Consider the following 26,679-nt stretch of genomic DNA (forward strand, 5'->3'; position numbering starts at 1 on the left):
CGCGCCGCGGCCGGGATTTTCGGCTAAGATGATGGCGCGGCGTTGCGCCGCACCGCATCGTGCATCGGCCTCTCAATCATCTACACCGTCAATGGAACAAAAAGACAAGTCCTGGGTCACTTCGGTCGACGTCGCCAAACGGGCCGGCGTCTCGCGCTCCGCCGTCTCGCGCACATTCACGCCCGGCGCCAGCGTGGCGCCCGAAACGCGGGCCCGCGTGATGGAAGCGGCGCAGTCGCTGGGCTACCAGGTCAACATCCTGGCGCGCAGCATGAACCAGGGGCAAAGCAATCTGGTGGGCGTCGTCATCACGGGCTTCACGGACCCGTTCCGCGTGGCCCTGCTGGGCGAAGTCACGCGCAGCCTGAGCGAACATGCGCTGGTGCCGCTGCTGATGAATGCGGAAGATCCCGAACGCCTCAGCGAATTGCTGCGCATCCTCCTCAGCTACAAGATTTCCGGCGTCATCATGACGTCCGGCTCGCCGCCGTCCGCCGTGGCGACGGAATACCTGCAGCGGCAAGTACCGGTGGCCATGATCAACCGCGCGCGCGACCTGAAGGGCGTCGACGTGGTCAACAGCGACAACCGCCATGGCGGCGAACTGGCGGCCAGCACTCTGCTCGACAGCGGCGCCAAACGGCTGGCCTTCGTCAACACGCGCGCCAGCAGTTTCAGCGGCATCGCGCGCGGCAAGGCCTTCCTCGACCATCTGGCGCCGGCCGTGGCGAAGAAGCGCTGCACGGCCGGCGAATACCTGGCCGACGCCATCGGCTACCAGGCGGGCCAGGAAGCGGCCGACGCCCTGCTCGCCTCGGGCAAGCTGCCCGACGGCGTCTTTTGCGCCACCGACCTGATCGCCTGCGGCTTCATCGACGCGGCGCGCAGCAAGTACGGCATCGACGTGCCTGCGCAATTGCAGGTGATCGGCTTCGACGACATTCCCATGGCGGCGCTCGACGCCTACCAGCTGACCACCATCCGCCAGGATGCGGGCGACTTGGCGCGCCGCGCCGTCAAGAGCCTGGTCGAGCGCATGGAAAAATTTGCCATGCCGGGCCGCCTGAAGGAAGTCCCCGTCACCCTGGTGCGGCGCGGCACGACGCGCTAAGCGATTCAATACGGCAGATGGCGCAACGCCGTCTGCCCGCCCCCACCGCCCCGCAGCGCCCGCCGTTCCCCGTTTTCCACACTTTTTCATCCTCCGCCTGTACTTGTTGACATCGAAAAAAATCCGGGTTACTGTTTGCACACGTGTACTGCACACGTGTGCAATTTCTTCAAAAAGCCTGTTCTGGCCATACCACTAAAAAAAGCGCCCCGTCCACGGAGGCGTATCAAGGAGACCGTTATGTTGAACCACGTTCTAAGAATCGCCCTGTTCGGCGCCGGGGCCATCGGCCTGGCGGCCTGCACCACCCCCGCCGGCATGCAGCACAATACGGCTGCCAGTGCCGCCGCCGATCCGAAGCTGGCGAAGATCGGCCAGATCGTCGTCGTGTACATGGAAAACCGCAGCTTCGACCACCTGTTCGGCACCTTCCCCGGCGCCGACGGCATCGCCAATGGCCGCTCGCCGGACACCACCACGCAGACCGGTCCCGACGGCAAGCCGTATGCGATGCTGCCCGCCGTGGCACTCGACAAGGGCGGCCTGGACCAGCGCTTCAAGGGCGACATCGCCAACGCGCCTTTCCACATGGAGCCGAGCGTGTCGCTGGGCGACAAGACGGCCAGTCCCGTGCACGCATTCTGGACGCACAAGCGCCAGATCAACGACGGCAAGAACGACCGCTTCGTCGTCGAGGGCAACACGGGCGCCCTGCCCATGGGCTATTTCGACGGCAGCAAGCTCAAACTGTGGGCCCTGGCGCAGCGCTACACCCTGGCCGACCGCTTCTTCCAGTCCGCTTACGGCGGTTCCTTCCTCAACCACATGTGGCTGACCTGCGCCTGCACGCCCGTGTTCCCGAACGCGCCCAAGTCCATCGTCGCCCAGGATGAGCGCGGCACCGGCCACAAGAAGGGCGAGGAAGCGGAAGTGACGCAGGACGGCTACGCCGTCAACACCATGCAGGGCCCGCTGCTGTTCGACCCGACCAAGAAGCAGACGTTCCTGCCGCCGCAAACCATGCCCACCATCGGCGACCGCCTGACGGACAAGGGTATCTCGTGGGTCTATTATGCGGACGGTTACGACATCGCCGTCGCCTCGACCAAGTCGGGCAAGAAGGCCGACGATTTCTCGTATCACCACCAGCCGTTCACCTACTTCAAGCGCTTCATCGACAGCCCGCAGCAGCGCGCCACGCACCTGAAGGACCGCTCCGACATGATCGCCGACGTCCAGGCGGGCAAGCTTCCGCCCGTCTCGTTCTACAAGCCCATGGGCAAGAAGAACATGCATCCGGGGATGGACAAATCGAGCGTGGCGGCCGGCGACGACGAGGGCGTGGCCATCATCAACGCCATCATGGAAGGCCCGCAATGGAAGGATACCGTCATCATCGTCACCACCGATGAAAACGGCGGCTTCTGGGACCACGTGGCGCCGCCCAAAGGCGACCGCTTCGGCCCGGCCACGCGCATCCCCGCCCTCGTCATCTCGCCGTTCAGCGAAGGCGGGCATATCGACCATACCGAGTATGAAACCGTGTCGATCCTGAAGTTCATCGAGGAACGCCATGGCCTGGCGCCATTGAGCGAGCGCGATGCGCGCGCCAACAGCCTGGCCAAGGCCCTCAAGCTCTAAATTCCACCATCCTGCCTGTCTGCCCTGGGTGCGCCGTCCTGCGCGGCGCGCCCGGGCAACTCACATCCAAAGGAAACGCCATGCTGCATGCACGCCATCTCCCCCTGTCCATCCTGATGCTCTCCCTGGCCGCCTGTGGCGGCGGCGAGACAACGCCTCCGGTGACGCCCCCTGTCACGCCGCCGGTGACACCCCCTGTGACGCCGCCGCCCGCCACCTATTACCAGACCAAGACGCCGTACACGCCGCAGCAGGAGGCGGCCACGTATGAAGCCACGCCGGCCGGCTACGCGCCCGTGTTCACCGAACTGGTGGCTCGCCACGGTTCGCGCGGCCTGTCGAGCATGAAGTACGACGCCGCCTTCTACAACGTCTGGCAAAGGGCCGCCGCCGACGATGCGCTCACGCCGCTGGGGCAAAAGCTGGGCGCCGACATCCTGAAACTGATGAAGGCCAACGCGCTGCTCGGCTACGGCGTGGACGGCATCACGGCGCCCGGCTACGGCAACCTGTCGCAGACGGGCATCAATGAGCACAAGCAGCTGGCCGTGCGCATGCTGGCGCGCCTGCCCGCCCTGTTCACGCAACTGGGCGCGAACGCCGCCAGCGCGCCGCGCCAGATCGTCACCGTCAGTTCCGGCGTGGACCGCGCCAAGGACAGCGCCGCGTATTTTGCGCAGTCGCTGGCCGCCACGGCACCCAACGTCGCGCCGCTGATCACCCTGCCGCCCGCGCCCGCCGGCTACCCGGCCGGCAAGCCCGTGGCGCAGCCAGCTGGCACCAACCGCTTCCTGCTGTATGCGCACAAGCTGGTGCCCAAGACGGACCTCGTCACCGATGCCCTCGACGGCTACTACCAGACCTACCAGGACAGCCAGGCCTACCAGAACTACCTGAAAAGCCCCGACTTCCTGGCCAAGTACACGGCCATCGACACGGACGCCACGGCGCGCACCCTGGGCCGTGAAGTGCTGGAACGGCTGTTTAGCAAGGCGTTTGTCGACAAGATCGACAACGGCACCTACAGCTTCGCCAATACGGGTACTTACAGCTTCACCAGCGACGACGGCAAGTTCACCAACACTGTCACGGGCGACGGCGAGACCACCATCAAGGGCCTGGCCGATGCCGCGTCCGTGCTGTACAACCTGTACGCCATCATGGCCGGCATGACGAACGAGGTCAAAGCCGACTTCGTGCAGTACATGCCGTCGGACGCGGCCAAGTACCAGGCCTTCGTGCAGGATTACCAGGATTTCTACAACAAGGGTCCCGGCACCACGGAAAGCGCCGGCGTCACCTGGAACTACGTGCGCGCGCTGCGCGAGGACTTCTTCACGGAAGTGGACGCCATCGCGCGCGGCGACCTGTCGCACGGCGCCAAGCTGCGCTTCACGCATGCGGAAGCCATCATCCCGCTGGCCACGGCCATGGGCCTGAAGACCGTCGTCGGCGCGCTGCCGGCGGCGCAGACCTACAGTTATGACAACAGCAGCTGGCGCGGCCTGTACGTGGCGCCGATGGCGGCCAACATGCAGTGGGACGTGTACCGCGACGCCAGCGGCAATGTGCTGGTAAAAATGCTGTACAACGAAAAGGAAACCGACTTCCAGGCCGCCTGCGATGGCGCGCGCCATGCGGCCGGCAGCCATTTCTATGTATATGCGAAGCTGAAGACCTGCTACGGCCACGTGGCGCAGTAATCACGGAGTGCAGGCGGGCCGGCTCCCAGCCGTGCCCGCCAGTTTGGCGTTTGATGCTAGGCTTGCGCCCAGGAACTCATCACGTCACGGACTCCCATGCCTCCATCGCTTCCCCTGGCCAGCATCCCGCTGGCCCTGGCCCTCGCCATGTGCGCCGGTCCCACGCTGGCCGTCGAAGGCCATTACCAGACCAAGACGCCGTATGCGCCGCAGCAGGACCCGGCCACCTATGCCGCGCCGCCGGCCGGCTTCCAGCCCATCTTCACGCAACTGGTGGCGCGCCACGGTTCGCGCGGACTCACAAGCATGAAGAACGACGCGGCCCTGTATGCGATGTGGCAGCAGGCCGCCGCGCAGGATGCGCTCACGCCCCTGGGCCGCGAACTCGGCCCCGACATCCTGGCCCTGATGAAGGCCAATGCCTTGCTCGGTTATGGCGTGGCCGGCATCGAGCGGCCCGGCTACGGCAATCTGTCGCGGACGGGCATCGACGAGCACCGGCAGCTGGCCGTGCGCATGCTGGCGCGCCTGCCCACCCTGTTCGCGCAAGTGGGGCAAGACGCGGCGACGGCGCCGCGACAGCTCGTCACCATTCATTCCGGCGTGGACCGCGCGCGCGACAGTTCGCGCTTCTTCACGCAGTCGCTGCTCGAGCACGCGCCAGCGCTGACGCCCTTGCTGTACCTTCCGCCCGCGCCGGCGCCATATCCGCAAGGGCGCAAGCCCGCGGTACAGCCGATATTGCAGCCCGATGGCGTCAACCGCTTCCTGCTGTACGCGCACAAGCTGGCGCCGCAGACGGACCGTGTCACCGATCCGGCCAACCCGTATTACGCCACCTATGCCGCCAGCCAGGCCTACCAGTACTATGAACGAAGCAAGCAGCTGGATGCGCTGATGGGAACCCCGGCCAGGCTGCCTGCGGCGACCGCGCATGCGCGCCACGTGCTCGAACGGCTGTTTTCTCCCGCCTTCCTCGACCAGTTGGAAGGCGGCCGCGCCAGCTATGCGGACACGGGCAGCTACACCTTCACCAGCGCCGACGGCAAGTTCACGCGCACCATGACGGGCAGCGGCAAGACCGTGATCCGCAGCCTGAATGCGGCCGCGACAAAACTGTATGAGCTGTATGCGATCGCGGCCGGCATGCGGCATGAAGTGCCGGTCGATTTCAGCCGCTACATGCCTGCCGAGGATGCGCGCTACTACGCGTATATCGCCGACCACGAGGATTTTTACCAGAAGGGACCGGCCACCAAGGAAAGCAGCGGTGTGACGTGGCGCTTTGCGCTGGCCTTGCGCGACGATTTTTTCAATGAGGTCGATGCGCTGGCCAGGGGAGATGTGCGCCACGCGGCGAAGCTGCGCTTCACGCACGCCGAGATGATCATTCCGCTCGCTTCGGCCATGGGCTTGCAGCAGGCGCTGGCCCCCTTGCCGGCATCGGTCAGTTACAGTTATGAAAACAATCCATGGCGCGGCCAGAACGTCTCGCCGCTGGCGGCCAATATGCAGTGGGATGTGTACCGCAACGAGGCAGGGCAGCTCATCGTGCGCCTGCTGTACAACGAAAAGGAAACGGACTTCCAGGCCGCTTGCGACGGCGCCCGCATCGCGCCGGGCAGCGTCTTTTACGACTACGCAAAACTGAAAACCTGCTACGGACACGTGGCGGCGCGCTGACGCGCTGATACTGCGCGCCGCCAGCGCGCTTTACTTCAGGGTCGGCATGGCAAACTCGGCCCCGGCCGCCGTCGAGGCCGGCCAGCGCTGCGTCACCGCCTTCTGCTTCGTATAGAAACGTACCGATTCCGGGCCGTGCGCATGGTGGTCGCCGAACAGGCTGCGCTTCCAGCCGCCGAAGCTGTGGAAGGCCATCGGCACGGGAATCGGCACGTTCACCCCGACCATGCCCACCTGCACCCGGTGCGTGTATTCGCGCGCCGTGTTGCCGTCGCGCGTGTAGATGGCCGTGCCGTTGCCGTATTCATGCGCATTGACCAGGTCCAGCGCCGCCGTGAAATCGGGCACGCGCACGATGCACAGCACGGGGCCGAAGATTTCTTCCTTATAAATCGTCATGTCCGGCGTGACGTGGTCGAACAGGCTGCCGCCGAGGAAAAAGCCCTGCTCATGGCCGGGCAGGACAAAACCGCGCCCGTCGCAGATGAGCTTGGCGCCCTCTTCCACACCTTGCGCGATATAGCCGGCGATCTTCTCCTTGTGCACCTGCGTGACGACCGGCCCCATTTCGGCCGACAGATCCATGCCCTGCGTGATCTTTAACGCCGCGATGCGCGGCACCAGGGCTTCCACCAGCTGGTCCGCCACATTGCCGACCGCCACGACGACGGAAATGGCCATGCAGCGCTCGCCGGCCGAGCCGAACGCGGCGCCCATCAGGGCGTCCACCGTCTGGGGAATGTCCGCGTCGGGCATGACGACCATGTGGTTTTTCGCGCCGCCCAGGGCCTGCACGCGCTTGCCCTGCGCGCAGCCCGTCGCATAGATATACTCGGCGATCGGCGTGGAACCGACGAAGCTGACGGCGCGCACGTCCGGGTGGTGCAATAAGCCATCGACGGCTTCCTTATCTCCCTGCACCACGTTGAAGACACCGTCGGGCAAGCCCGCGTCCGTCAGCAGCTGCGCCAGCAGCAGGCTGGCCGACGGGTCGCGTTCCGACGGTTTTAATACAAACGTGTTGCCGCAGGCAATGGCCATCGGGAACATCCACATCGGCACCATCACGGGAAAGTTGAACGGCGTGATGCCGACACAGACGCCGAGCGCCTGGCGGATCGACCAGGCGTCGATGCCGCCGGCCACCTGTTCCGAGTATTCTCCCTTCATCATCTGCGGGATGCCGCAGGCAAACTCCACCACTTCGATGCCGCGCGTCACTTCCCCTTTCGCATCCGTGAAAACTTTGCCGTGTTCACGCGTGATCAGCTCGGCCAGCTTGTCGGCGTTTTGCTCCAGCAATTCCTTGAATTTGAACATGACGCGGGCGCGGCGCAGGGGCGAGGTTTGCGACCAGGCGGGAAAGGCCGCATGGGCGGCAGCCACGGCCGCGTTCAGCTCGGCAGGCGTGGCCAGCGCCACCTTGGCCGTCACGGCGCCCGTGGCAGGATTAAACACATCGCTCGTGCGCTCGGTGCGCGAAGCCATCGGGTTGCCACCAATAAAGTGGCCGATCATCGGGGTCGTCATTGTCTTGTCCTTGGTTATTTCGTCATCAGCCAGTCATGGGCCGGGTCGTTTTTAAAATGCCACACGCGTTTCGGGCCGGCCATCACGTTCAGGTAATAGCCGTCGTAGCCATACGGCACGGTGACGGGGTGGTAGCCACGCGGCACCATCACCACGTCGTGGTTTTCCACGGCCATGGCTTCGTCAATGCTGCGGTCATCCGTGTAGACGCGCTGGTAGGCAAAGCCCTGCTCAGGATGGAGGCGGTGGTAATAGGTTTCTTCCAGCGAACTTTCGGTTGGAATATTGTCGCTGTCGTGCTTGTGCGGCGGATAGCTGGACGAATGGCCGGACGGCGTGACGACTTCCACCACCAGCAAGCCGTCCGCCTCGGCCGTCTGCGGCAGGATGTCGCACACATAGCGCGTGTTGGCGCCCTGGCCGCGCACGGAGCGCGTCATGGTGGAAGGTTCGATCAGGCGCGCCGGACGGTGGGTCGTGGCCGGGGCGCTGCACAAGGCCACCTCGGCGGCGCTCACGGCCGTGATACGCACCGTGGTTTCCAGCGGCACATACACGGCGTAGGGCGAGACGTCCTCGAAGACGCTGGCGCGCTTGCCGATGCCTTCCCATACGTGATCGCCCGCCTGCACCGTGACCGTGCCCGTCAGCACGACGAGGCACAGCTCGCGGTGGCCCGTCTCCAGGCTGATGTGTTCGCCGGCCTGCAACCTGTGCGCGGCAAAGCCCACGTGCGTCCAGCCGGCCGATTCCGGCGTGACTTCCACAATCTTGCCGCCGGCCTTGCCTGCTTTGACCAGCAGCGGGCTCATGCCGCCTCCCGACCCAGGCGCGGAATCGCATGGACCAGGCGCGCCAGGTAATCGTGGCCCATCTTCGCGTATGCGTAGCTGGGGGCGACGGCCGGGTCTTGCTCCGCCTCCACCACCAGCCAGCCCGCGTAGCCATGCAGATACAGCCGCGTCAGGATGGCCGGGAAGTCGATGCAGCCGTCGCCCGGCACGCTGAAGGCGCCATTGATGACGGCCTGCAAAAAACTCCAGTGGCCATTGCGGGCCAGTTTCACCACGTTCGGGCGCACATCCTTGCAATGCACGTGGCAAATCCTGTCGATATGTTTATTGAGCACCGCCAGCGCGTCGCCGCCGGCAAAGGTGATATGACCCGTATCAAACAACAAGCCCACTTCCGGCCCCGTCAAGGCCATCAGTTGATCCACGTCGGCCGGCGTTTCCACGTAGGCGCCCATGTGGTGGTGGTAGGCCAGGCGCACGCCGTGCGCCAGCAAATGCCTGGCAAAGGCCGTCAACTTGTCGGCGTAGTCCTGCCATTGCTGCTGCGACTGGAAGCGCGGGCGTTTGTACAGCGGACGGGCTTCACCCTGGATGGCGTCGGCCACTTCGCCGTACACCATGACGGTGGCGCCGCTGTCGGCAAGTAAACGTAAATGCGGGCCAACAGAAGCGATCTCTTCTTCCACCGAGCGGTGCGCCAGGCGGCCCGAATACCAGCCGGAGACGCACGCCAGGCCATACTTGCCCAGCACGGCGTTCAGGGACGGGGCATCTTTCGGAAACTTGTTGCCCAGTTCAAAGCCCACGTAGCCGATCTCGGCGCCTTCCTTCAGCGCCGTTTCCAGGGGCGTTTCGCCGCCCAGGCTCGGTAAATCGTCGTTCATCCACGAGATCGGGTTGATGCCGATACGTACATTCCAGGTAGTCATTTCAATTCCTTTGTTTCAGGCGATCGTTTTCATAACGGGCACGCGCAGCTTGCACGCCGGACTGGGTGGAGACCTCGGGCACGGCCACTTCCCACCAGCAGCCGCCCTCTTCTGTCGTGCGCGTGGCGTCCGTATTGATGCAGATCAGATACGTGCGGGAAGCTGCCCGGGCGCGCAGCATCGCTTGCTCGAGTTCGCCAATGTCGGCAACGTGCTCGGACAGCGCACCCAGGGCTTGCGCATGCAGGGCGAAGTCGATAGGCGGTGCGCTGTCGGGCAGCATATTGTTGAACGAAGCATTGCCGCAGGCCTGCTGCAGGCGGTTGATGCAGCCATAGCCCCGGTTGTCGAGCACGACGATGATGAGCTTTTTGTCCAGCATGACGGAAGTGGCGATTTCCGAATTCATCATCAGATAGCTGCCGTCGCCCACCATGACGATGACCTCGGCATCAGGCTTGGCCATCTTGACGCCGAGGCCGCCGGCGATCTCATAGCCCATGCACGAGTAGCCGTATTCCATGTGGTAGCCGCCCGGCGTGGACGTTCTCCACAGCTTATGCAGCTCCGCCGGCAGAGTCCCTGCCGCGCAGACGACGATGTCGCGCACAGTAGAATCCGGTGCGGAACGCTGCACGGCGCCGATGACTTCGCCGTCATACGGCAAGCCGGCCACCTCGCGTTTGCCGGTAATGGACGCCACGGTATCGCGCCAGGCATTCCCTGCCTGTTGCGCCCGGTCCAGCCACTGGCCCGCGCTGTTCCAGGTACCGAGCAGGCGCGACAGGCCCTGCAAGCCCAGGGTCGCGTCCGCTTGTACACCCAGGCCGCGGCGTTTCAGCGCATCAAAGTTGTTGACGTTCAGGCTGAGCAGTTGCGCCTGCGCAAACAGGGAGTTCGATCCTGTCGTGAAATCCTGCAGGCGCGTGCCGACGGCCAGCACCACGTCGGCCTGCGCCGCCAGCGCATTCGCGGCGGGCGAACCGGTGACGCCGATGGCGCCCAGCTGCAAAGGATGATCCCACGGCAAGGAACTCTTGCCGGCCTGGGTTTCCGCCACGGGAATGCCGTGGCGTTCGGCAAACGCCTGCAAGGCGGCGCCGGCCTGGCCGTACAGCACGCCGCCGCCGGCCAGTATCAGCGGCTGCTTCGCGTGCTTCAACAACGCTGCCGCCTCTTCCAGTTCCTGCTCGACGGGCGGCACGGCGCGGAAACGCACGACTCTCGGTTCGAAAAAGTCGGCCGGATAGTCATACGCCATCGTCTGCACGTCTTGCGGCAAAGATAAAGTAACGGGGCCGCAGGCGGCCGCGTCCGTCAAGGCGGCGATCGCGCGCGGCAAGGCCGTGAGCAATTGTTCCGGATACACGATGCGGTCGAAATAGCGCGATAAAGGTTTAAAAGCATCATTCACCGACACGCTGCCATCCGTGCCGTCTTCCAGCTGCTGCAAGACGGGATCCGGCGCGCGCGAGACGAAGACGTCGCCGGGCAACAGCAAGACCGGCAGGCGGTTGACGTGGGCCAGCGCGGCGGCCGTGAGCAAATTGGTGGCACCGGGACCGATGGAGCTGGTGACGGCCATCATGCGCCGGCGCATGTGGGCTTTCGCATAGGCGATGGCCGAGTGCGCCATCGCCTGTTCATTGTGGGCGCGGTAGGTGGGAAATTGCTCGCGGTACTGGTACAGCGCCTCGCCCAGGCCCGCCACGTTGCCGTGGCCAAAGATGGCGAAGGCGCCGCCGAACAAAGGTTCGCCGTCCTCGGTGCGCAGCACGGACAGGTAGCGGATCAAGGCCTGCGCCATGGTCAATCTGATCGTGGCGCTCATGCCGCACGCTCCAGGCGGTTGCGCGTGCGTTGCCACAAGCTGATCAGCTGCTCGAAATTGGCGCGCACGGCGGCGATCAGGCCAGCATCGTCGAGTTCGCCGGCCAGCCAGCGGCGGCTCGGTTCCTGGAAGATGGTGCGGCCCACCATGAAACCCTTGCAGGTGCTGCTGGCACTGGCCTGCTCGAAACTGTCGGCCAGGGCGGCGATGGGCGCGTTCAGGCCCAGTAATACCACGCCACGGCAATACGGATCGCGCTCGTGCACGAGGGCATCGATGGCTTGCCATTGCTGGGCTGACATGCTTTCCAGCTTCCACCATTCCGGGTAGATGCCGAGGTTGTACAGGCGTTTCACCGCGCGATACACGGTGTCGTCGTGCTGCGGCAAGGACTTGGCAGGAATAATTTCCAGCAGCAATTCATGGCCCGTGATTTGCGCCGCGTCGTACAAGCCCTTGATTTGCGCTTCCTGTTCCAGGCGGTTTTCCGGCGTATCGTCGGGATGCAGCTGCACCAGGCACTTGATCACGTGCTCTTTTGGCCACTGCGTCAAGCGCGACGCCAGCGAACGGCCCCAGTCGAACTGCAAGGGATTCGAACCCGGCATCTCGACGGGACGGCCGATCCACCAGCCGCGCCCCGTGGCATCGTTGAGCGCGTCGACGCCATAGCGGTCATCGATCAGCACGCCCGTGCCGCCCTGCAAGCCGCGCGCCGCTTCCGTCTGGCCCACGGCTTGCACGAACAGTTGCTTGAGCTTTGAAATCCGCGCTTCGTCGCTCACGCCCTGCTGGGCCAGCTCAAAGAATTGCGTGCGGTGATCGAACGCAAATACGCACAACTCATTCCACTGTTTGCGCGCCACCGTCGTGCGGTGCAGGCGCGACAAGGTCGCATCCTGGTCCGGCTGCGTGAGTTTGGCCGCATTAGCCAGGAAATAGTCGAGCTCAACGGGCGACGGCATGGCCGGCGCGCAGCCGTGGCGCGACACGACGAGGGCGCCGCAGCCATTCGCATAGCGGCAGCACGCCTCGTAATCCTCGCCGCGCAGCCAGCCTTTCAGGAAACCGGACAGAAAAGCGTCGCCCGCACCGAGCACGTTCAAGACTTCCACGCGCACGCCCTGATAGTTGAATGCCTCATCGAGACCGACAGGGATGGCCGCCTCGATGACGGCGCAGCCAAGCGGCCCGCGCTTGACCACCAGGGTTGCACCGCTCACCTTGCGCACGGCGCGCAGGGACGCCATGATGTCGGCACCACCGCCGGCGATCATGAATTCCTCTTCCGTGCCGACGATCAGGTCGAACTGCGGCAGGATCGCCTGCAGATGTTTGGTGACGCCGTCGTTCGAGACGAACCGCGTTTCGCCGTCCGCCTTGCCCGACAAGCCCCACAGCACGGGCCGGTAATCGATGTCGAGCACGGTGCGCACGTTATTGGCGCGCGCCAATTTCAGAGCTTGCGTGCTGACGGCGTGCATGGCGCTAGTCGAGAAATGCGTGCCGGTGATTAATAACGCTTTGCTGGAAGCGACAAAGGCGGCGTCGACGCTGGACGCTTCGATGGCCATGTCGGCGCAATTTTCGCGATAAAAGATCAGCGGGAAGGTGTTCTTGTCCTTGATGCCCAGCATCACCAGGGCGGTGAGCCGTTCGCGGTCGATGCCGACATGGCTGACGTCGCAGCCCTCCTGCGCCAAGGTATCGGTGAGGAAACGGCCCATGTGGTCATCGCCCACCTTCGACAGCATGGCGGACTTCAAGCCCAGCCTGGCCGTGCCGAAGGCGATATTGGCGGAAGAGCCGCCCAGGTATTTGGCAAAGCTCGTCGCGTCTTCCAGGGTGCTGCCGATCTGCTGCGCGTACAGGTCCACCGCCAGGCGGCCCAGGCAGATCACGTCGAGCGCGCGGCCCTGGGCAAATTCAGTCGTATTCTTCATGGCATTGTTTCCTTATGACAGTTGCACGATGCGCTGCTCGCGCCACGACACGGTGGCCGCTTCGGCCAGTTCCAGGGCTTTCAAGCCATCGTGGACGGTGGTGCGCAGCGCTGCGCCATGGGCAAAGGCGTCGAAAAAGTGCGCCATTTCGCTGGCGTAGGCGGCGCGGTAGCGTTCCAGGAAAAAGTCTTCCGGCTTGTCCACGCTGACGTTGACGGCACCATAGGCCGTCACTTCCGTCGGTTTGTGGTTGCCTGCCTGCAGCATGCCGGCGCTGCCCAGCACTTCGAAACGCTGGTCGTAGCCGTAGGCGGCGCGGCGCGTGGTGTTGATCTGGCACAAACGTCCCTTTGCCGTGCGGATGGTCACAGCCGTGCAGTCGAGATCGCCCGCCGCGCCGATGGCCGGGTCGACGAGGCAGCTGCCCGTGGCATGCACGCTGACGGCTTCATCGTCGAGTATCCAGCGGAAGATGTCGAAATCGTGGATCAGCATATCCTTGAAGATGCCGCCCGACACCTGGATGTAGCTGACGGGCGGCGGGCCCGGATCGCGGCTGGTGACGATGAGCATCTCCGGCGTGCCGATCTCGCCCGCCGCGATGCGCTGCTTGACGGCGGCAAACGTGGGGTCGTAGCGGCGCTGGAAGCCGATCATGCACAGCACTTTTGCCTCCTTGACGGCGGCGGCGGCGGCGCGCGCGCGCTCCAGGGTCAGGTCGACGGGCTTTTCGCAAAAGATGGCCTTGCCGGCGGCGGCCGCGCGCACGATCAGGTCCGCATGCGTATCCGTGCTCGACGCGATCAGCACGGCCTTGACTGCCGGGTCGGCCAGCACAGTGTCCACGCTGGCCACGCTGGCGCCATGCAGGGCCGCCACTTCCGCCGCCGCGCCCGCATGCACGTCGACCACGTATTTCAGGCGCACGCCGGGCTGGCGTACCAGATTGCCGGCGTGAATGCGGCCGATGCGCCCGGCGCCGAACAATGCCACTTGAATCATTTCCATCTCCTTGATAGTCGGTATCGCTTGGCCCGGAAATGCACACGTGTGCAAATCCGGGCTAAAAAAGTTAAAACAGGTGGATGACGCCCAGCATTACGCCGCTGAGCTTGGCACCCTTCTTGGTGGCGGCGAAGGCATTGCCGCCAAACGTGTAGTTGGCGTTCTTGTCGTTATTGGTTTGCGTGTAGTAGGCGTACACGGTACTGCGCTTGGACAAGTAATACTCGTAGCCCAAAGTCGCCTGCTTGGCGCCGCTGTCGTCGCCGCGCACCAGGGTGGTGGCCTTGATGGTCACGCTGCTGCCGTTGGGCGCGCTGCCCGACACGTCGCCTGCCACGCCGAAACGGCCGATGAAGGCACCGCCGCCCGCCTTGTAGGCGCCCGTGATGGTGAAGTAGTCGCGCTGCAAGTCGCCGCCGGCCACGTCATACACCATGCGGTTCCAGGCCACGCCCACGTCGCCGCCGCCGAAGTTGTAATTGCCCACGGCGCGGAACATCTTTTCGCTGAAGCCGGGACGCAAGTCCTTGTGCTTTTCATAGCCGACGGCGCCCTTCACGGGACCGTTTGCGTATTGCACGATGCCCGAATAGATGCGGTCGCCGTTCGATGCCTCGTTTTCGCTGGCGCGGTAAATCGTGGCGCTGAATCCCTGTACCACGGGCGTGCGATAGCTGACGGCATTCGAACTGCGGCGGTTGAAGCCTTCGCCGCCCAGCTGCGAAATGTTGGCGTCATCCTGGATGCCTTCGCCCACGAAACGGTTGGTGTAGCCGTTGATCTGGCGGATCGGCGTGGCGAAGCGGCCCAGCGCGATGCGGCCATAGGCGGGGTTTTCCAGCCCGACAAAGGTATCCTTGCTATTGATGGCGCCCGTGCCATCGTCGAGCTTGGCATTGCCCTCGATCTGGAAGAAGGCCGTGTTGCCATTGCCCAAATCTTCCCTTCCCCGGAAGCCGATCTTCGAGGAATTGTCCGATACGCGCGATACCGACTCGCCATTCGGCGCCGTGGCCGAGCTCGACGTTTCGATACGGTCGAAGCCCGCGTGGATGCGGCCATACACGACGACGCTCGATTCGGCCAGCACGCAACCTGGTGCGACCAGCAACAATACGGCGGCGATCTTGTTCAACTGCATGGTGCTCTTTTTCATCCCGTTTTTCATTTTGTCTCCTGCTTGTTTTTATGGTGGTGGATTACTCATGATGCTCAACAGCGTGTTGCCACTACATGCGTCCCTCGCCGGACGCCTGCCCTCCCTTTCCAGTCAATGTGTTCAGGTACAGCGCGGCAAGGCCAGCGCCGCCAGTTGCGGATACAAGCGGGGGCCGCCCACCAGGATGGGGTTGCCCTTTTCCAGACCGTTATCGGCCAGGAAATCATTGCAGCGCCCGCCCGCTTCGTTGACGAGCACGATGCCCGCCAGGCAATCCCAGGAATTGATGTGCGGCTCGAAATAGCCGATCAGGCGCCCGGCCGCCACGTAGGCGATCATCAGCGCGCCGGAACCGTTGCGGATGAACATGCCGCCCTCTTCCAGCACGTCGAGCAGGAAGGGCAAAAAGGTATCGGTGCCCACGCGGTGCGAAAAGCCCACGCCCAGCACGCCGCCTTGCAGGCTGGCCACGTCGTTGATGCGCAGCCGCGTTTCACCCGCCTTCGCCGTCACATGCGCGCCCTGCCCCAGGCAGGCGTGGAACAGCTCGTCCGCATTCGGGTCGTACACGGCGCCGATGGCGGGCTGGCCGTCGACCAGCACGCCGATCGACACGCACCAGGCCAGCATGCCGTTGACGAAACAGGCCGTGCCGTCGATGGGATCGATGACCCACACGCAGCGCGCATCGGACGCCCCGCCGCCCCGCTCCTCGCCCACCACGGCGTCTTCCGGGAAGCGCTCGGCGATCTGCGCGCGCAGGAAATCCTCGACCATGCGGTCGGCGATGCTGACCATGTCCTGCAAGCCCTTTTCCTCGATCACCAGTTCCGTGCGGCGCCGGAACATGCCCAGCGCGATCTCGCCCGCCTGGCCGATGATGTGCCGGGCGTAGGCATAGCGTTCCAGGGTCGCCGCGTCGGCCAGTACCGCTGCCTGTGTCATATCTGTCATGCTTGTCCTCCAATGATGGCTGCGCCATGTTCGTGTACGGTCATGGCGACCGATGTGCCTTGCGTGAAAACCTGGCTCAAGTCGTGCGAGACGGCAAACAGTTCGCCGACCGGCGTCTCGAGCGTGTATTGCATTTCGCGTCCCAGGTAAGTGGCGCGCGCCACGCGCACCACCATGGCGCTGTCGGGCTGCGCGGGCGACAGCAGGATCGCTTCCGGACGCACGGCGAAACTCGCTTCGCCGCTGCGCTGGCTGCGGCATGGCAGGCGCAGCCGCAGCTTGCCCATGACGCAGACGGCCTTGCCGTCGGCCACCGATTCGATCACGCCATCGACGATGTTCGCGTTGCAGATGAAGTCGGCGACGAACTTGTCGGCCGGCGACTCGAACAGCTCGTGCGGCGTGCCCTTTTGCGCGATCACCTGGCGGTTCATGACGATGATCTGGTCGGAAATGGCCAGCGCCTCTTCCTGGTCATGCGTGACGTACACGGCCGTCAAGCCCAGCTTGACCTGGATGTCGCGGATCTCGTCGCGCACGCGGCGGCGCAGTTTCGTGTCGAGGTTCGACAGCGGCTCGTCCAGCAGCAAGACCTTGGGCTGCAGCACCAGCGAGCGGGCCACGGCCACCCTCTGCTGCTGGCCGCCCGACAACTCGTTGGGGAAGCGCGCGGCAAAGTCGGCCAGGCCCACCAGGCGCAGGCTTTCCTGCGCCCGTTCCACGGCGCGCGGCTTGGTCTCGCCCGAGACGGTCAAGCCGTAGCACACGTTGTCGAGCACCGTCATGTGCGGGAACAGCGCATACGACTGGAACACCATGCTGACGTCGCGCTCGGCGGCGGACGTCAGGGTGACATCCTCGCCGGCCAGCAGGATGCGCCCGGCGCTGACGCGCTCCAGGCCCGCGATCAGGCGCAGGGTGGACGTCTTGCCGCAGCCGCTGGGGCCCAGCAGGGTGACCATGGTGCGCGGGGCGATCGTGAACGACACATCGTTCACGGCCAGGGCCTTGCCGTAGCGCTTGGTAACACCATCGAATTCCAGCGCGGCAAGCTCTGTTGCTTGGGTAGTAAAGTGGTTCATGCGTAGCTCTTTTCCAGGTTGGGAACGGCGGCCGGCAGCGTTTTTTCGGCGCTGACGCGGCGAAGGCGGCGCTTGCCGACCAGCAAGTGGATCAATTGGATGCACAGCAGGATGATGACGATCAGCACCGTGGCATAGGCGATCGCCGTGCCGTAGTTACCGTTCGACACCAGGCCGATGATGTAGGACGTGGCCATGTCGTAATCGGCGCTGACGAGGAAGACAACGGCCGAGATCGACGTGATCGAACGCACGAAGCCATACACGAGGGCCGAGGCGATGGCCGGGCGCAGCAGCGGCAGGATGACCTTGCGCATGGTGGTCCAGCTGCTGGCGCCCAGGGTGATCGACGCCTCGTCCAGGCTGCCGTCGAGCTGGCGCATGGCGGCGATGCCCGTGCGCAATCCCATCGGCATGTTGCGGAAGACAAAGCACAGGATCAGAATCGTCGCCGTGCCCGTCAACTCGATCGGCGCCGAGTTGAACGCCAGGATGTAGCTGATGCCGATGACGGTGCCGGGAATGGCAAAGCTGAGCATGGTGCCGAACTCGAACGCGCTCTTCAGGGCGAATTGCTGGCGCACCAGCAGCCAGGCCGACAGGATGCCGACAAAGGCCGTCAAGGGCGCGGCGATGGCCGAAATCGTCAAGGTGGTGAACAGCGACGGCCAGGCCTGGCCCGTCCAGTGCCAGCCGGCAGCGCCCGCCGTGATGCCGAAGGCGTCGATGTAATGGCGCAAGGTGAAGGCATTGTCCTGGCCCCAGTTGTTCACGAAGCCGCCCGCCACCACGGTGCCGTAGATCAGGGCCGTGAAGGCGAACCATGGCAGGGCGATGGTCCACAGGGTGGTTTTCAGGCGCGGGTTGAGCGAGGCGTGGCCGCCATGGTCGGCCTTGCCCGTCACCGTCACATACGATTTCTTGCCCAGCCACAGGTTCTGGATGAAGAAAGCGCCCACGGCAAACGTCAGCAGCACGATGGCCAAAGTCGCCGCGCGGCCCTGGTCGTTCGAGGCGCCCACCACGGAAAAGAAGATTTCCGTCGACAGCACGTGGAAGTTGCCGCCCAAGACCATCGGGTTGCCGAAGTCGGCCATGCTTTCGATAAAGCACAGCAAGAAGGCATTGGCGATGCCGGGACGCATCAGCGGCAAGGAGACCTTGACGAAGGTTTGCCAGCTGCTCGCGCCCAGGGTGCCCGACGCTTCTTCCAGCGAGGGGCTGACGCCTTCGACCACGCCGATCAATGTCATGAAGGCGATCGGCGCAAAGGCCAGCATCTGCGACAGCCACACGCCCGTCATGCCGTACAGCCAGCGGCTTTGTTCGATGCCAAATAGTTCGCCGACGAGGCCCGTGATGGCGCCGTTGCGGCCGAACAGCAAGATCAGCGCCAGGCCCAGCACGAACGGCGGCGTGACGATGGGGAGAATCGTGATGGCGCGCATGGGGCGTACCCAGCGGCCATTCGTGCGTGTGACCAGCAGGGCGAACACGAGACCGAGGAAGGTGGCCGACACGCCCGTCAGCAAGGCCAGCGCCAGGGTGTTCCAGGCCACGCCGCAGCGGCCGGGACCGGCCACGCAATTGAGGCTCCAGATGCCGGGGTCGGCCAGGCGGCGCGCCAGGGCGGCGGCGCCCGTGCCGCCATCGTCCAGGGGCTGGCCGGCGCTGACGAGGATCAGCGCGACGGGGAACAGCACGAACAGGGAAATGAGGCAGATGATGAGGCCGATGGCGCCGGCCACGAAGGCGTCGCCGCGGCACACGCCGCAGGCGGCGGCGCCCGAGGTGAGCAGGAACAGCAGGCACAGCGCCAGCAGCAGCGCGCCGAAACCGAGGCCGGTGCCGGCGGCCAGCGGCCCCCAGCCCAGCCATGCCAGCCACAGCAGGCCCGCGCCGCCGAGGGCGATCTGGCCCAGGCCCAGGGTCTTGCGGTGGGGATTGCCGGCCACCAGCGCGGCGCTGGCGGCGATCAGGGCAAAGAACACGCCCAGCGGCCAAGCGCCGAACGACAGCACGTGCAACACGGCCGGTGCGCCACGTTCACTGAAGAACTGGCCGTCACGCAGCCATTCGCCGGCGAACAGGCCCGCTTCCTGCTGCTGCCAGGGCAACAGGCACAACGAGGCCAAAGCGGCCAGCAGCCAGCCGTAAAATATCTTTTTCATGAGTTTCATCCAACTATGAACGTCTGAAATTCTGTTGCGCGGTGCGCTCTGTTTTCCAGACGTTTTGAACAATTGATATAGGTTTAACGCCTGCCAAAACTGTAGCGAGCGGCAGTGATTTGCGGCCGAGACGCGCAGCTGTGCGCTAGCACAGTGAGCATCGCAGGCTGCAAATCGCGACGCGCAGTAAGTTTTGGCGCGCGTTAATTGCCGGCAGAATAAATCTGCGTGGTCCAGCGTTGCAGCAGGCGCTTGCGCGTGTCCGACGCGCCATACTTGGCGAAGTCGTAGTTGATGGTCTTGATGTTTTCCAGGCGCGGCGAGGCGGCGGGAATGGTGGCGGCCGCGTTGGACGGGATCTGGAAAGCCAGCGCCTTGACGGCTTCGCTCTGCACGTCGGGACGCAGGGCGAATTCATAGAATTTCTTTGCCTGTTCCATGTTTTTCGCGCCCTTGACGATGCTCATCGAGCCGATCTCGTAGCCCGTGCCTTCGCAGGGCGGCAAGACTTTCACGGGAAAGCCGGCCACGGTGAGTTTCATCAGGTCATGCATGAAGCCGATGGCCACGCCCGCTTCGCCGCGGCCCACGTCCTCGCCCGGCGCCACGCCCGCGTTCGGATACTTGCTGACGTTCTGGCCCATTTTCGCCAGGAAATCGAAGGCTTCCTCTTCGCCGAACAGCTGCACCACGGTGGCCAGCGCGTTGTAGGCGGCGCCCGAGGAGTTCGGGTTGGCCATCTCGATCTCGCCCTTGTAAGCGGGCTTGACGAGGTCTTTCCAGCACTGGGGCGGCGGCAGGTTTTTCTTCTTCAGCACGTTTTCGTTATAGGCCAGGCCCAGGATGCCGATATAGATCCCGACGGTGCGGTACTTGGCCGTCTCGGCCTGCTTGAGCGCCCACGGCTGCAGCTTGGGCAAGGTGGGCGACTTGTATTCTTCCGTATAGCCTTCGGCGGCGGCCTGCAGGTGCGGGTCGCCCGTGCCGCCCCACCAGATGTCCGATTTCGGGTTCGACGCTTCGGCGCGGATCTTCGCGTAGGCTTCCCCCGCACTCTTCCTGATCATCGATACCTTGATCTTGCTTTCCGCCTCGAAGCGGTTCTTCATCAGCTGGCACCATTCCATGTCGGCCGAGCACAGCACGGACAGGCGTTCCTCGGCGGCCATGGCCGTCATCGGCAGGGCCAGGCTTATAGCAATCGCAACATTGCGCATCTTCATCGTCTCACTCCAAGTTCGTTATCGTTGTGGTACTTCAGACCGCACCGCTATCTTGCGGTGTCACTGTCCCGGGATGTGCTTTGTAAGGCCTTGCACTGTATTGCACACGTGTGCACACCTTACCACCAGCCGATTTTGACTGTCAACAAGAATCTCGGCAGGCGTGCGGCGTGGCGTTTTACCGACAAAAAAAGCCGCCAGCTGGTTGCAGCTGGCGGCTTTCGGGTGCTCCGGGATCAGAGGCGTGTTACTGCCAGGCTTCCTTGCCCGCGCGCGGCTTGCCCACCATCAACAAGGCGCCCAGGGTCAGCACGGCCGCCAGCGACAGGTAATAGCCCACGTACTGCAGACCATAGTTGGTGGCCAGCCAGGTGGCGATGTACGGCGCCAGCGAGGCACCGAGAATGCCGGCCAGGTTGAACGTGAGCGAAGCGCCCGTGTAGCGCACTTCGGGCGGGAACAGCTCGGACAACATCGTGCCCAGCGGTCCGTAGGTCATGCCCATCAAGCCCAGGCCGACAGCCATGAAGACGGTCACTTCCCATGTCACGCCCGAGCCGAACATCGGCGCGAGCACCAGGCCGAAAATGGCGATGGCGACGGAGACCCAGATCAGGGTAGCGCGGCGGCCGCGGCGGTCGGCCAGCACGGCCGACAACGGTATCGTCAGGGCAAAGAACAGCACGGCAAACAGCTGCACGACGAGGAATTCCTTGCGCGTGAAGCCCAGCTTGGTCGTACCCCAGCTCAGCGCGAACACCGTCATCAGGTAGAACAGCACGAAGGTGGCCAGGGCGATGATGGTGCCCAGGAACAGCATGCGGCCATGCTGGCGGAACACGGTGGCCACGGGCAGCTTGACGACTTCGTTCTTGTCGATGACTTTCTGGAAGTCCGGCGTTTCCGTGATCTTCAGGCGCACGTACAGGCCGACGATGACCAGCAGCGCGCTGGCGAGGAACGGGATGCGCCAGCCGTAGCTGAAGAACTGCTCATCGGTCATGGTTTCGCTCAGCAGCAGGAAGATGCCGCCCGACAGGAAAAAGCCGATCGGCGCGCCCAGCTGCGGGAACATGCCGTACCAGGCGCGTTTGCCCGGTGGCGCGTTCTCGGTTGCCAGCAGCACCGCGCCGCCCCACTCGCCGCCCAGGCCCAGGCCCTGGCCGAAACGGCACAGCGCCAGCAGCAGCGGCGCCAGGGTGCCGATGGCGGCATACGTCGGCAGCAAGCCGATGATGACGGTGGAGATACCCATGGTCAGCAGGGCCGCCACGAGGGTCGCCTTGCGGCCGATGCGGTCGCCGAAGTGGCCGAACACGGCCGAACCGATGGGGCGGGCGAAGAAGGCGATGGCGAACGTGGCCAGCGACTGCAGCACGGCGGCCGACGGGTCGCCGGCGGGGAAGAACAGTTTCGGGAACACCAGCACGGCGGCGGTGGCGTAGATATAAAAGTCAAAGAACTCGATGGTGGTGCCGATCAGGCTGGCGAACAGCACCGTGCCGGGGGAATTTTTCTTGGGGGGGGTGCTCCGGGGCTTACTCATTTACTGCGCTCCTTGGGGAGGGTGTCTAAAGGCCATTCTCTGGATGTTTTTTCAGGCAGCAGCACAGCACGTTGTCTCCGTGTCGTTCGCATATCATAGCTGCGCGCAGGCGTATTTGCTGCGCATTTGCTATTAAATTTGCAAACAAAAAACAACGGTTTTTGTTGCCGTAGCGAACTGTCGGCAACGCGCGCTAACGCGCCGTGATCAGTGCTGATTTAGAGAAACAACGGTCGTGCGCCATCCGGTTACCCGGGGCACGGCAGGAAAGGCGTCAGGGGATGGGCGACGTGTATCAGGCCCGGCGTATCGCCAGGCATTCCGTACCAGACCCGCGCGTCGGCATCGCGGCATCGGTCATTTGTGGTGAATCCTTGCCTGCGGCCCCTCCGGGTGGAGCGGGCCGGCGATGATCGCGCTGCATCACGAAGGATGCGGTTGATCTTGCTGTAAGCGGCTTATCATACGCGCAGTGCTGCGGTGCGGCAAGAAGTTGTGATGGAGCATGTACGGTGGTGTCGGCTTACGCTGCGCTAAGCCGACCTACGCCGACCTACGCCGACCTACGCCCACCTATACTGACCTACGCATCGATCAATGCAAAAGTCTGCTCGATCTCGCGGCTGTCGAGCGGGCGCACGAGGCGCGCCACTTCCTGGCCATCTTTCAGGAAAATCAGGGTCGGCCACAGTTTCACGCGGAATGAGCGCCCCAGCGCGCGGCCGGGGCCGTCTTCCACGCGAATATGCGCTACCGCGGGGTGCTGCGCCAACGCAGCGGCCAGCGGCGCCTCGGTGGCGCGGCAGTGGCCGCACCAGCCCGTGCCGAATTCCAGCAGGGCCGGCCCCGCCAGGGCGTCGATCTCGGCGCGCGTCGGTTGTGCTACGGAATATGTGTCGTTCATCATGCCGCCCTCCTTGTCCGCTCAGACCACTTTCACGCGCAGTTCGCCCAGGCCATCGATGGCGCCCACCAGTTCGTCGCCGCGCTGCACGGCAGCCACGCCGGCCGGCGTGCCCGTGTAGATCAGGTCGCCCGGCTGCAAGGTGAAGTAGGTCGACAGGTCGGCGATGGTTTCGGCCACGTTCCAGATCAGCATGTCGATGCTGCTGCTTTGACGCAGCTCGCCATTCACGCGCAGGGTGATGGCGGCATGCTGGACGTCACCTGCCTGCGCGGCCGGCGTGATGGGGCCGATGGGCGCCGAGTGCTCGAAGGCCTTGCCCGTCTCCCACGGACGGCCCAGTTTTTTTGCCGCGCCCTGCACGTCGCGGCGCGTCATGTCCAGGCCGATCGCATAACCCCACACGTGGCTCAGCGCATCGGCCACGCCGATATCGCTGCCGCCCTTGCCGATGGCCACCACCAGCTCCATCTCGTGCTGGAAATCCTGCGTCTGCGCGGGATACGGCAGCTCGCCCGTCGTGCCGGCGGGCACGGGCAGCACGGCGTCAGCCGGCTTCATGAAGAAAAACGGCGCCTCGCGGCCCGTGTGGCCCATTTCCTTGGCGTGCTCGACATAGTTGCGGCCTACGCAATAGATGCGGTGGACGGGGAAAGTATCAACGCTGCCCGTGACGGGAACGCTGGGCTGGATCGGTGCGGGAATGACATACGACATGAAAACTCCTGATCGGCACGATAAAAGGCGGCAATGAAAAAGGGACACCGCAGTGTCCCCCACGCAGTGTCCCCCATTTTACGACAACGTTACTTCAGCAGTCCCGAGCGGCTCGGGTCCGGCATGCGGATGGCGACGATGAAGGAAATCAGGCACATGACGGTCACGTACCAATAGAAATACTCTTCCACGTGCCAAGCCTTGAACTGCAGCGCCACGTATTCGGCCGAACCGCCGAACATCGCGTTGGCCACCGCATACGACAGACCCACGCCCAGCGCGCGCACTTCGACGGGGAACATTTCCGCCTTGATCAGGCCGCTGATCGACGTGTAGAAGCTGATGATGGCCAGCGCGATGATGATCAGGCCAAACGCCGCGTACGGGCTGGAAATATCCTTCAAGGCATGCATGATCGGCAACACGCCCAGGGTGGCCAGGCCGCCGAAGAACAGCATCGAGGTGCGGCGGCCGATGCGGTCGGACAAGGCGCCGAACACGGGCTGCAGAATCATGTAGACGAGCAAGGCGCAGGTCATGACGGCGCTGGCCGTCTTGGTATCCATGCCGGCCGTGTTGACCAGGTATTTCTGCATGTAGGTGGTGAACGTGTAGAACACGAGCGAACCGCCGGCCGTAAAGCCGAGTACCGTGATGAAGGCGCGCTTGTGCTTGAGCAAGCCGCGCAGGCTGCCCGCGTCCTTGTCCTTGCGCTCGCTGGCGGTGGTCGTTTCCGTCAGGGATTTACGCAGGTTCAGCGAGACGAGGGCCGCCAGGGCGCCAAACACGAACGGGATGCGCCAGCCCCAGGCGCGCAATTCTTCCAGGGTCAGCAGTTGCTGCAAGACCACCAGCACCAGCAAGGCCAGCAGCTGGCCGCCGATCAGGGTCACGTACTGGAACGAGGCGAAGAAGCCGCGCTTGCCCGATTCCGACACTTCGCTCATGTAGGTGGCGCTGGTACCGTATTCGCCGCCCACGGACAGGCCCTGGAACAGGCGCGCCACCAGCAGCAGGAATGGCGCGAAGGCGCCGATGGTGTCATACGTGGGCATGACGGCGATCATCAGGGAGCCACCGCACATCATCAGCACGGAAATCATCATCGACTGGCGCCGGCCGTATTTGTCGGCGATGCGGCCGAACAGCCAGCCGCCTACGGGGCGCATCAGGAAGCCGGCGGCAAAGATGCCGGCCGTCTGCAGCAGCTGCGTGGTCGAGTTACCGGAAGGGAAGAAGGCGTGCGAGAAATACAGCGCGCAGAACGAGTAAATGTAGAAGTCGAACCATTCGACCAGGTTACCGGAAGAAGCGCCAATGATGGCCTTGATGCGCTGCTGGGAAGTCAGCTGCGCAACGTCATGCGGAGTATCGTGGGATGTCATATCAATCTTCTTGTTCGTGTAAAAAAGCCAACGCCAGCCAGGTTGCCCGGGCTGGTTTTGCATCATACGCCCTTGATCAGGGTCAAAAAGCCGTCCGGCATACGGGTTAATACGTATCGCCGGCAACTATTTTTCGCCATCAGGCGCTGCCGGTCAGACCCGTTCCAGCACCAGCGCGATGCCCTGGCCCACGCCGATGCACATCGTACAGAGCGCATAGCGCCCGCCCGTGCGGTGCAGCTGGTTGACGGCCGTCATGGCCAGGCGCGCACCGGACGCGCCCAGCGGGTGACCGAGGGCGATGGCGCCGCCGTTCGGGTTGACGCGCGGATCGTCGTCGCGCACACCCAGCTGGCGCAGCACGGCCAGGCCCTGGGCGGCAAATGCTTCGTTCAATTCGATGACGTCGAAGTCGGTCAGGGTCAAGCCCGTCATGGCCAGCACTTTCAGGGTGGCAGGTGCGGGGCCGATGCCCATGATGCGCGGCGCCACGCCGGCCGTGGCCATGGCCACGACACGGGCGCGCGGCGTCAGGCCAAAGCGGGCCGCGTTCGCCTCATCGGCCAGCAGCAGCGCCGCCGCGCCGTCGTTGACGCCGGACGCGTTGCCGGCCGTAATCGTGCCGTCCGCGCGCACGACGGGTTTCAGTTTGGCCAGGGTGTCCAGCGTGGTGGCGCGCGGATGCTCGTCGCGGGCGACGACGATGGGATCGCCCTTCTTCTGTGCAATGCTGACGGGGCAGATTTCGCTGTCGAACACGCCAGCCTGCTGCGCCGCCAGGGCCTTGACCTGGCTGGCCAGGGCAAACGCATCCTGGTCCGCGCGGCTGATGCCGAAGTCGCTGGCCACGTTTTCCGCCGTTTCCGGCATCGAATCGACGCCGTACTGCGCCTTCATCAGCGGATTGATGAAGCGCCAGCCGATGGTCGTGTCCTCCATTTTCATGCCGCGCGAAAAGGCGCTGTCGGCCTTGCCCATGACGAACGGCGCGCGGCTCATGCTTTCCACGCCGCCGGCGACCAGCAAGCCCGCTTCGCCGCTCTTGATGAAACGGGCAGCGCTGCCGATGGCGTCCAGGCCCGAGCCGCACAGGCGGTTCAGGGTGGCGCCCGGCACGCTGTCGGGCAATCCCGCCAGCAAGGCGGCCATACGCGCCACGTTGCGGTTGTCCTCGCCCGCCTGGTTGGCGCAGCCGTACAGCACGTCCGTGACGGCCGTCCAGTCCACATTGGGGTTGCGCGCCATCAAGGCGCGGATGGGCACGGCGCCCAGGTCGTCGGCGCGCACGCCGGACAGGCCGCCGCCGTAGCGGCCGAAGGGCGTACGCTGGGCGTCGCAGATGTATGCGTGGGTCATGTTCTTTCCTCC

Annotated in this window: 20 protein-coding genes; 4 read left to right on the top strand and 16 right to left on the bottom strand. The window is 64.4% G+C overall.

Annotated features, from left to right (window positions below; all coding sequences use genetic code 11):
• Nucleotides 1-91: 91 nt before the first annotated feature.
• The 4 genes from D9M09_RS22390 (at nt 92) to D9M09_RS22405 (ending at nt 6,138) form a co-directional block, all read left to right on the top strand.
• A complete protein-coding gene (locus D9M09_RS22390) occupies nt 92-1,111 on the top strand; it encodes a LacI family DNA-binding transcriptional regulator (RefSeq protein WP_121670411.1) in 1,020 nt (339 codons plus the stop codon).
• Between the two features lie 240 nt (nt 1,112-1,351).
• Nucleotides 1,352-2,752, top strand: coding sequence for an alkaline phosphatase family protein (locus D9M09_RS22395; protein ID WP_070220788.1), 1,401 nt, complete (start codon nt 1,352-1,354; stop codon nt 2,750-2,752).
• A gap of 80 nt (nt 2,753-2,832) precedes the next feature.
• On the top strand, nt 2,833-4,455 hold the full coding sequence (locus tag D9M09_RS22400; RefSeq protein WP_121670412.1) for a histidine-type phosphatase: 1,623 nt from the start codon (nt 2,833-2,835) through the stop codon (nt 4,453-4,455).
• A gap of 96 nt (nt 4,456-4,551) precedes the next feature.
• A complete protein-coding gene (locus tag D9M09_RS22405) occupies nt 4,552-6,138 on the top strand; it encodes a histidine-type phosphatase (RefSeq protein WP_121670413.1) in 1,587 nt (528 codons plus the stop codon).
• 30 nt (nt 6,139-6,168) lie between these two features.
• Here D9M09_RS22405 and D9M09_RS22410 read toward each other — a convergent pair whose 3' ends face one another.
• The 16 genes from D9M09_RS22410 to pcaF all read right to left on the bottom strand — a co-directional run bounded on the left by D9M09_RS22410 (nt 6,169) and on the right by pcaF (nt 26,667).
• Entirely contained in the window at nt 6,169-7,668 is a 1,500-nt protein-coding gene (locus D9M09_RS22410) for a CoA-acylating methylmalonate-semialdehyde dehydrogenase (protein WP_121670414.1), read from the bottom strand.
• 14 nt (nt 7,669-7,682) lie between these two features.
• Entirely contained in the window at nt 7,683-8,480 is a 798-nt protein-coding gene (gene iolB / locus D9M09_RS22415) for a 5-deoxy-glucuronate isomerase (protein ID WP_070308503.1), read from the bottom strand.
• Entirely contained in the window at nt 8,477-9,391 is a 915-nt protein-coding gene (iolE, locus tag D9M09_RS22420) for a myo-inosose-2 dehydratase (RefSeq protein WP_121670415.1), read from the bottom strand. Before iolE ends, iolB begins: the two co-directional genes overlap by 4 nt.
• A gap of 1 nt (nt 9,392) precedes the next feature.
• Nucleotides 9,393-11,222 carry a 3D-(3,5/4)-trihydroxycyclohexane-1,2-dione acylhydrolase (decyclizing) gene (gene iolD / locus D9M09_RS22425; protein ID WP_121670416.1) on the bottom strand — a complete coding sequence of 610 codons (1,830 nt, stop codon included), beginning with the start codon at nt 11,220-11,222 and terminating at the stop codon, nt 9,393-9,395.
• On the bottom strand, nt 11,219-13,165 hold the full coding sequence (locus D9M09_RS22430) for a bifunctional 5-dehydro-2-deoxygluconokinase/5-dehydro-2-deoxyphosphogluconate aldolase (protein ID WP_121670417.1): 1,947 nt from the start codon (nt 13,163-13,165) through the stop codon (nt 11,219-11,221). Before D9M09_RS22430 ends, iolD begins: the two co-directional genes overlap by 4 nt.
• Before the next feature lie 12 nt (nt 13,166-13,177).
• Nucleotides 13,178-14,167 (bottom strand): inositol 2-dehydrogenase, encoded by a 990-nt coding sequence (gene iolG / locus D9M09_RS22435; RefSeq protein WP_083287742.1) that lies wholly within the window; start codon nt 14,165-14,167, stop codon nt 13,178-13,180.
• A gap of 70 nt (nt 14,168-14,237) precedes the next feature.
• Nucleotides 14,238-15,338, bottom strand: a complete 1,101-nt coding sequence (locus D9M09_RS22440; protein ID WP_083287339.1) for a porin — start codon at nt 15,336-15,338, stop codon at nt 14,238-14,240.
• Between the two features lie 111 nt (nt 15,339-15,449).
• Entirely contained in the window at nt 15,450-16,283 is an 834-nt protein-coding gene (locus D9M09_RS22445) for an inositol monophosphatase family protein (RefSeq protein WP_121670418.1), read from the bottom strand.
• A complete protein-coding gene (locus D9M09_RS22450; RefSeq protein WP_121670419.1) occupies nt 16,280-17,365 on the bottom strand; it encodes an ABC transporter ATP-binding protein in 1,086 nt (361 codons plus the stop codon). The genes D9M09_RS22445 and D9M09_RS22450 overlap by 4 nt, the downstream gene beginning before the upstream one ends.
• Nucleotides 17,362-19,536: an ABC transporter permease gene (locus D9M09_RS22455; RefSeq protein WP_205602289.1), complete on the bottom strand. Its 2,175-nt coding sequence runs from the start codon at nt 19,534-19,536 to the stop codon at nt 17,362-17,364. Before D9M09_RS22455 ends, D9M09_RS22450 begins: the two co-directional genes overlap by 4 nt.
• 203 nt (nt 19,537-19,739) lie before the next feature.
• Nucleotides 19,740-20,759 carry an ABC transporter substrate-binding protein gene (locus D9M09_RS22460; protein WP_099410802.1) on the bottom strand — a complete coding sequence of 340 codons (1,020 nt, stop codon included), beginning with the start codon at nt 20,757-20,759 and terminating at the stop codon, nt 19,740-19,742.
• Nucleotides 20,760-21,006: 247 nt separating this feature from the next.
• Nucleotides 21,007-22,305 carry an MFS transporter gene (locus tag D9M09_RS22465; protein ID WP_070310222.1) on the bottom strand — a complete coding sequence of 433 codons (1,299 nt, stop codon included), beginning with the start codon at nt 22,303-22,305 and terminating at the stop codon, nt 21,007-21,009.
• A gap of 583 nt (nt 22,306-22,888) precedes the next feature.
• On the bottom strand, nt 22,889-23,212 hold the full coding sequence (locus tag D9M09_RS22470) for a thioredoxin family protein (protein WP_121670421.1): 324 nt from the start codon (nt 23,210-23,212) through the stop codon (nt 22,889-22,891).
• 18 nt (nt 23,213-23,230) lie between these two features.
• Nucleotides 23,231-23,926: a fumarylacetoacetate hydrolase family protein gene (locus tag D9M09_RS22475; protein WP_121670422.1), complete on the bottom strand. Its 696-nt coding sequence runs from the start codon at nt 23,924-23,926 to the stop codon at nt 23,231-23,233.
• 89 nt (nt 23,927-24,015) lie between these two features.
• Nucleotides 24,016-25,311 (bottom strand): MFS family transporter, encoded by a 1,296-nt coding sequence (locus D9M09_RS22480; RefSeq protein WP_121671197.1) that lies wholly within the window; start codon nt 25,309-25,311, stop codon nt 24,016-24,018.
• 153 nt (nt 25,312-25,464) lie between these two features.
• The gene (gene pcaF / locus D9M09_RS22485; RefSeq protein WP_070310218.1) at nt 25,465-26,667 is read right to left on the bottom strand and encodes a 3-oxoadipyl-CoA thiolase; all 1,203 of its coding nucleotides are present in this window, start codon (nt 26,665-26,667) and stop codon (nt 25,465-25,467) included.
• Nucleotides 26,668-26,679: the final 12 nt, after the last annotated feature.

Source organism: Janthinobacterium agaricidamnosum, from assembly GCF_003667705.1.
Lineage (GTDB): Bacteria > Pseudomonadota > Gammaproteobacteria > Burkholderiales > Burkholderiaceae_D > Janthinobacterium.

What these genes read in the sequence shown, in the direction of transcription:
- D9M09_RS22390 (WP_121670411.1), top strand. Translation starts at nt 92, where the DNA reads ATGGAACAAAAAGACAAGTCCTGGGTCACTTCGGTCGACGTCGCCAAA.
- D9M09_RS22395 (WP_070220788.1), top strand. Translation starts at nt 1,352, where the DNA reads ATGTTGAACCACGTTCTAAGAATCGCCCTGTTCGGCGCCGGGGCCATC.
- D9M09_RS22400 (WP_121670412.1), top strand. Translation starts at nt 2,833, where the DNA reads ATGCTGCATGCACGCCATCTCCCCCTGTCCATCCTGATGCTCTCCCTG.
- D9M09_RS22405 (WP_121670413.1), top strand. Translation starts at nt 4,552, where the DNA reads ATGCCTCCATCGCTTCCCCTGGCCAGCATCCCGCTGGCCCTGGCCCTC.
- D9M09_RS22410 (WP_121670414.1), bottom strand. Translation starts at nt 7,668, where the DNA reads ATGACGACCCCGATGATCGGCCACTTTATTGGTGGCAACCCGATGGCT.
- iolB (WP_070308503.1), bottom strand. Translation starts at nt 8,480, where the DNA reads ATGAGCCCGCTGCTGGTCAAAGCAGGCAAGGCCGGCGGCAAGATTGTG.
- iolE (WP_121670415.1), bottom strand. Translation starts at nt 9,391, where the DNA reads ATGACTACCTGGAATGTACGTATCGGCATCAACCCGATCTCGTGGATG.
- iolD (WP_121670416.1), bottom strand. Translation starts at nt 11,222, where the DNA reads ATGAGCGCCACGATCAGATTGACCATGGCGCAGGCCTTGATCCGCTAC.
- D9M09_RS22430 (WP_121670417.1), bottom strand. Translation starts at nt 13,165, where the DNA reads ATGAAGAATACGACTGAATTTGCCCAGGGCCGCGCGCTCGACGTGATC.
- iolG (WP_083287742.1), bottom strand. Translation starts at nt 14,167, where the DNA reads ATGATTCAAGTGGCATTGTTCGGCGCCGGGCGCATCGGCCGCATTCAC.
- D9M09_RS22440 (WP_083287339.1), bottom strand. Translation starts at nt 15,338, where the DNA reads ATGAAAAACGGGATGAAAAAGAGCACCATGCAGTTGAACAAGATCGCC.
- D9M09_RS22445 (WP_121670418.1), bottom strand. Translation starts at nt 16,283, where the DNA reads ATGACAGATATGACACAGGCAGCGGTACTGGCCGACGCGGCGACCCTG.
- D9M09_RS22450 (WP_121670419.1), bottom strand. Translation starts at nt 17,365, where the DNA reads ATGAACCACTTTACTACCCAAGCAACAGAGCTTGCCGCGCTGGAATTC.
- D9M09_RS22455 (WP_205602289.1), bottom strand. Translation starts at nt 19,536, where the DNA reads ATGAAAAAGATATTTTACGGCTGGCTGCTGGCCGCTTTGGCCTCGTTG.
- D9M09_RS22460 (WP_099410802.1), bottom strand. Translation starts at nt 20,759, where the DNA reads ATGAAGATGCGCAATGTTGCGATTGCTATAAGCCTGGCCCTGCCGATG.
- D9M09_RS22465 (WP_070310222.1), bottom strand. Translation starts at nt 22,305, where the DNA reads ATGAGTAAGCCCCGGAGCACCCCCCCCAAGAAAAATTCCCCCGGCACG.
- D9M09_RS22470 (WP_121670421.1), bottom strand. Translation starts at nt 23,212, where the DNA reads ATGATGAACGACACATATTCCGTAGCACAACCGACGCGCGCCGAGATC.
- D9M09_RS22475 (WP_121670422.1), bottom strand. Translation starts at nt 23,926, where the DNA reads ATGTCGTATGTCATTCCCGCACCGATCCAGCCCAGCGTTCCCGTCACG.
- D9M09_RS22480 (WP_121671197.1), bottom strand. Translation starts at nt 25,311, where the DNA reads ATGACATCCCACGATACTCCGCATGACGTTGCGCAGCTGACTTCCCAG.
- pcaF (WP_070310218.1), bottom strand. Translation starts at nt 26,667, where the DNA reads ATGACCCACGCATACATCTGCGACGCCCAGCGTACGCCCTTCGGCCGC.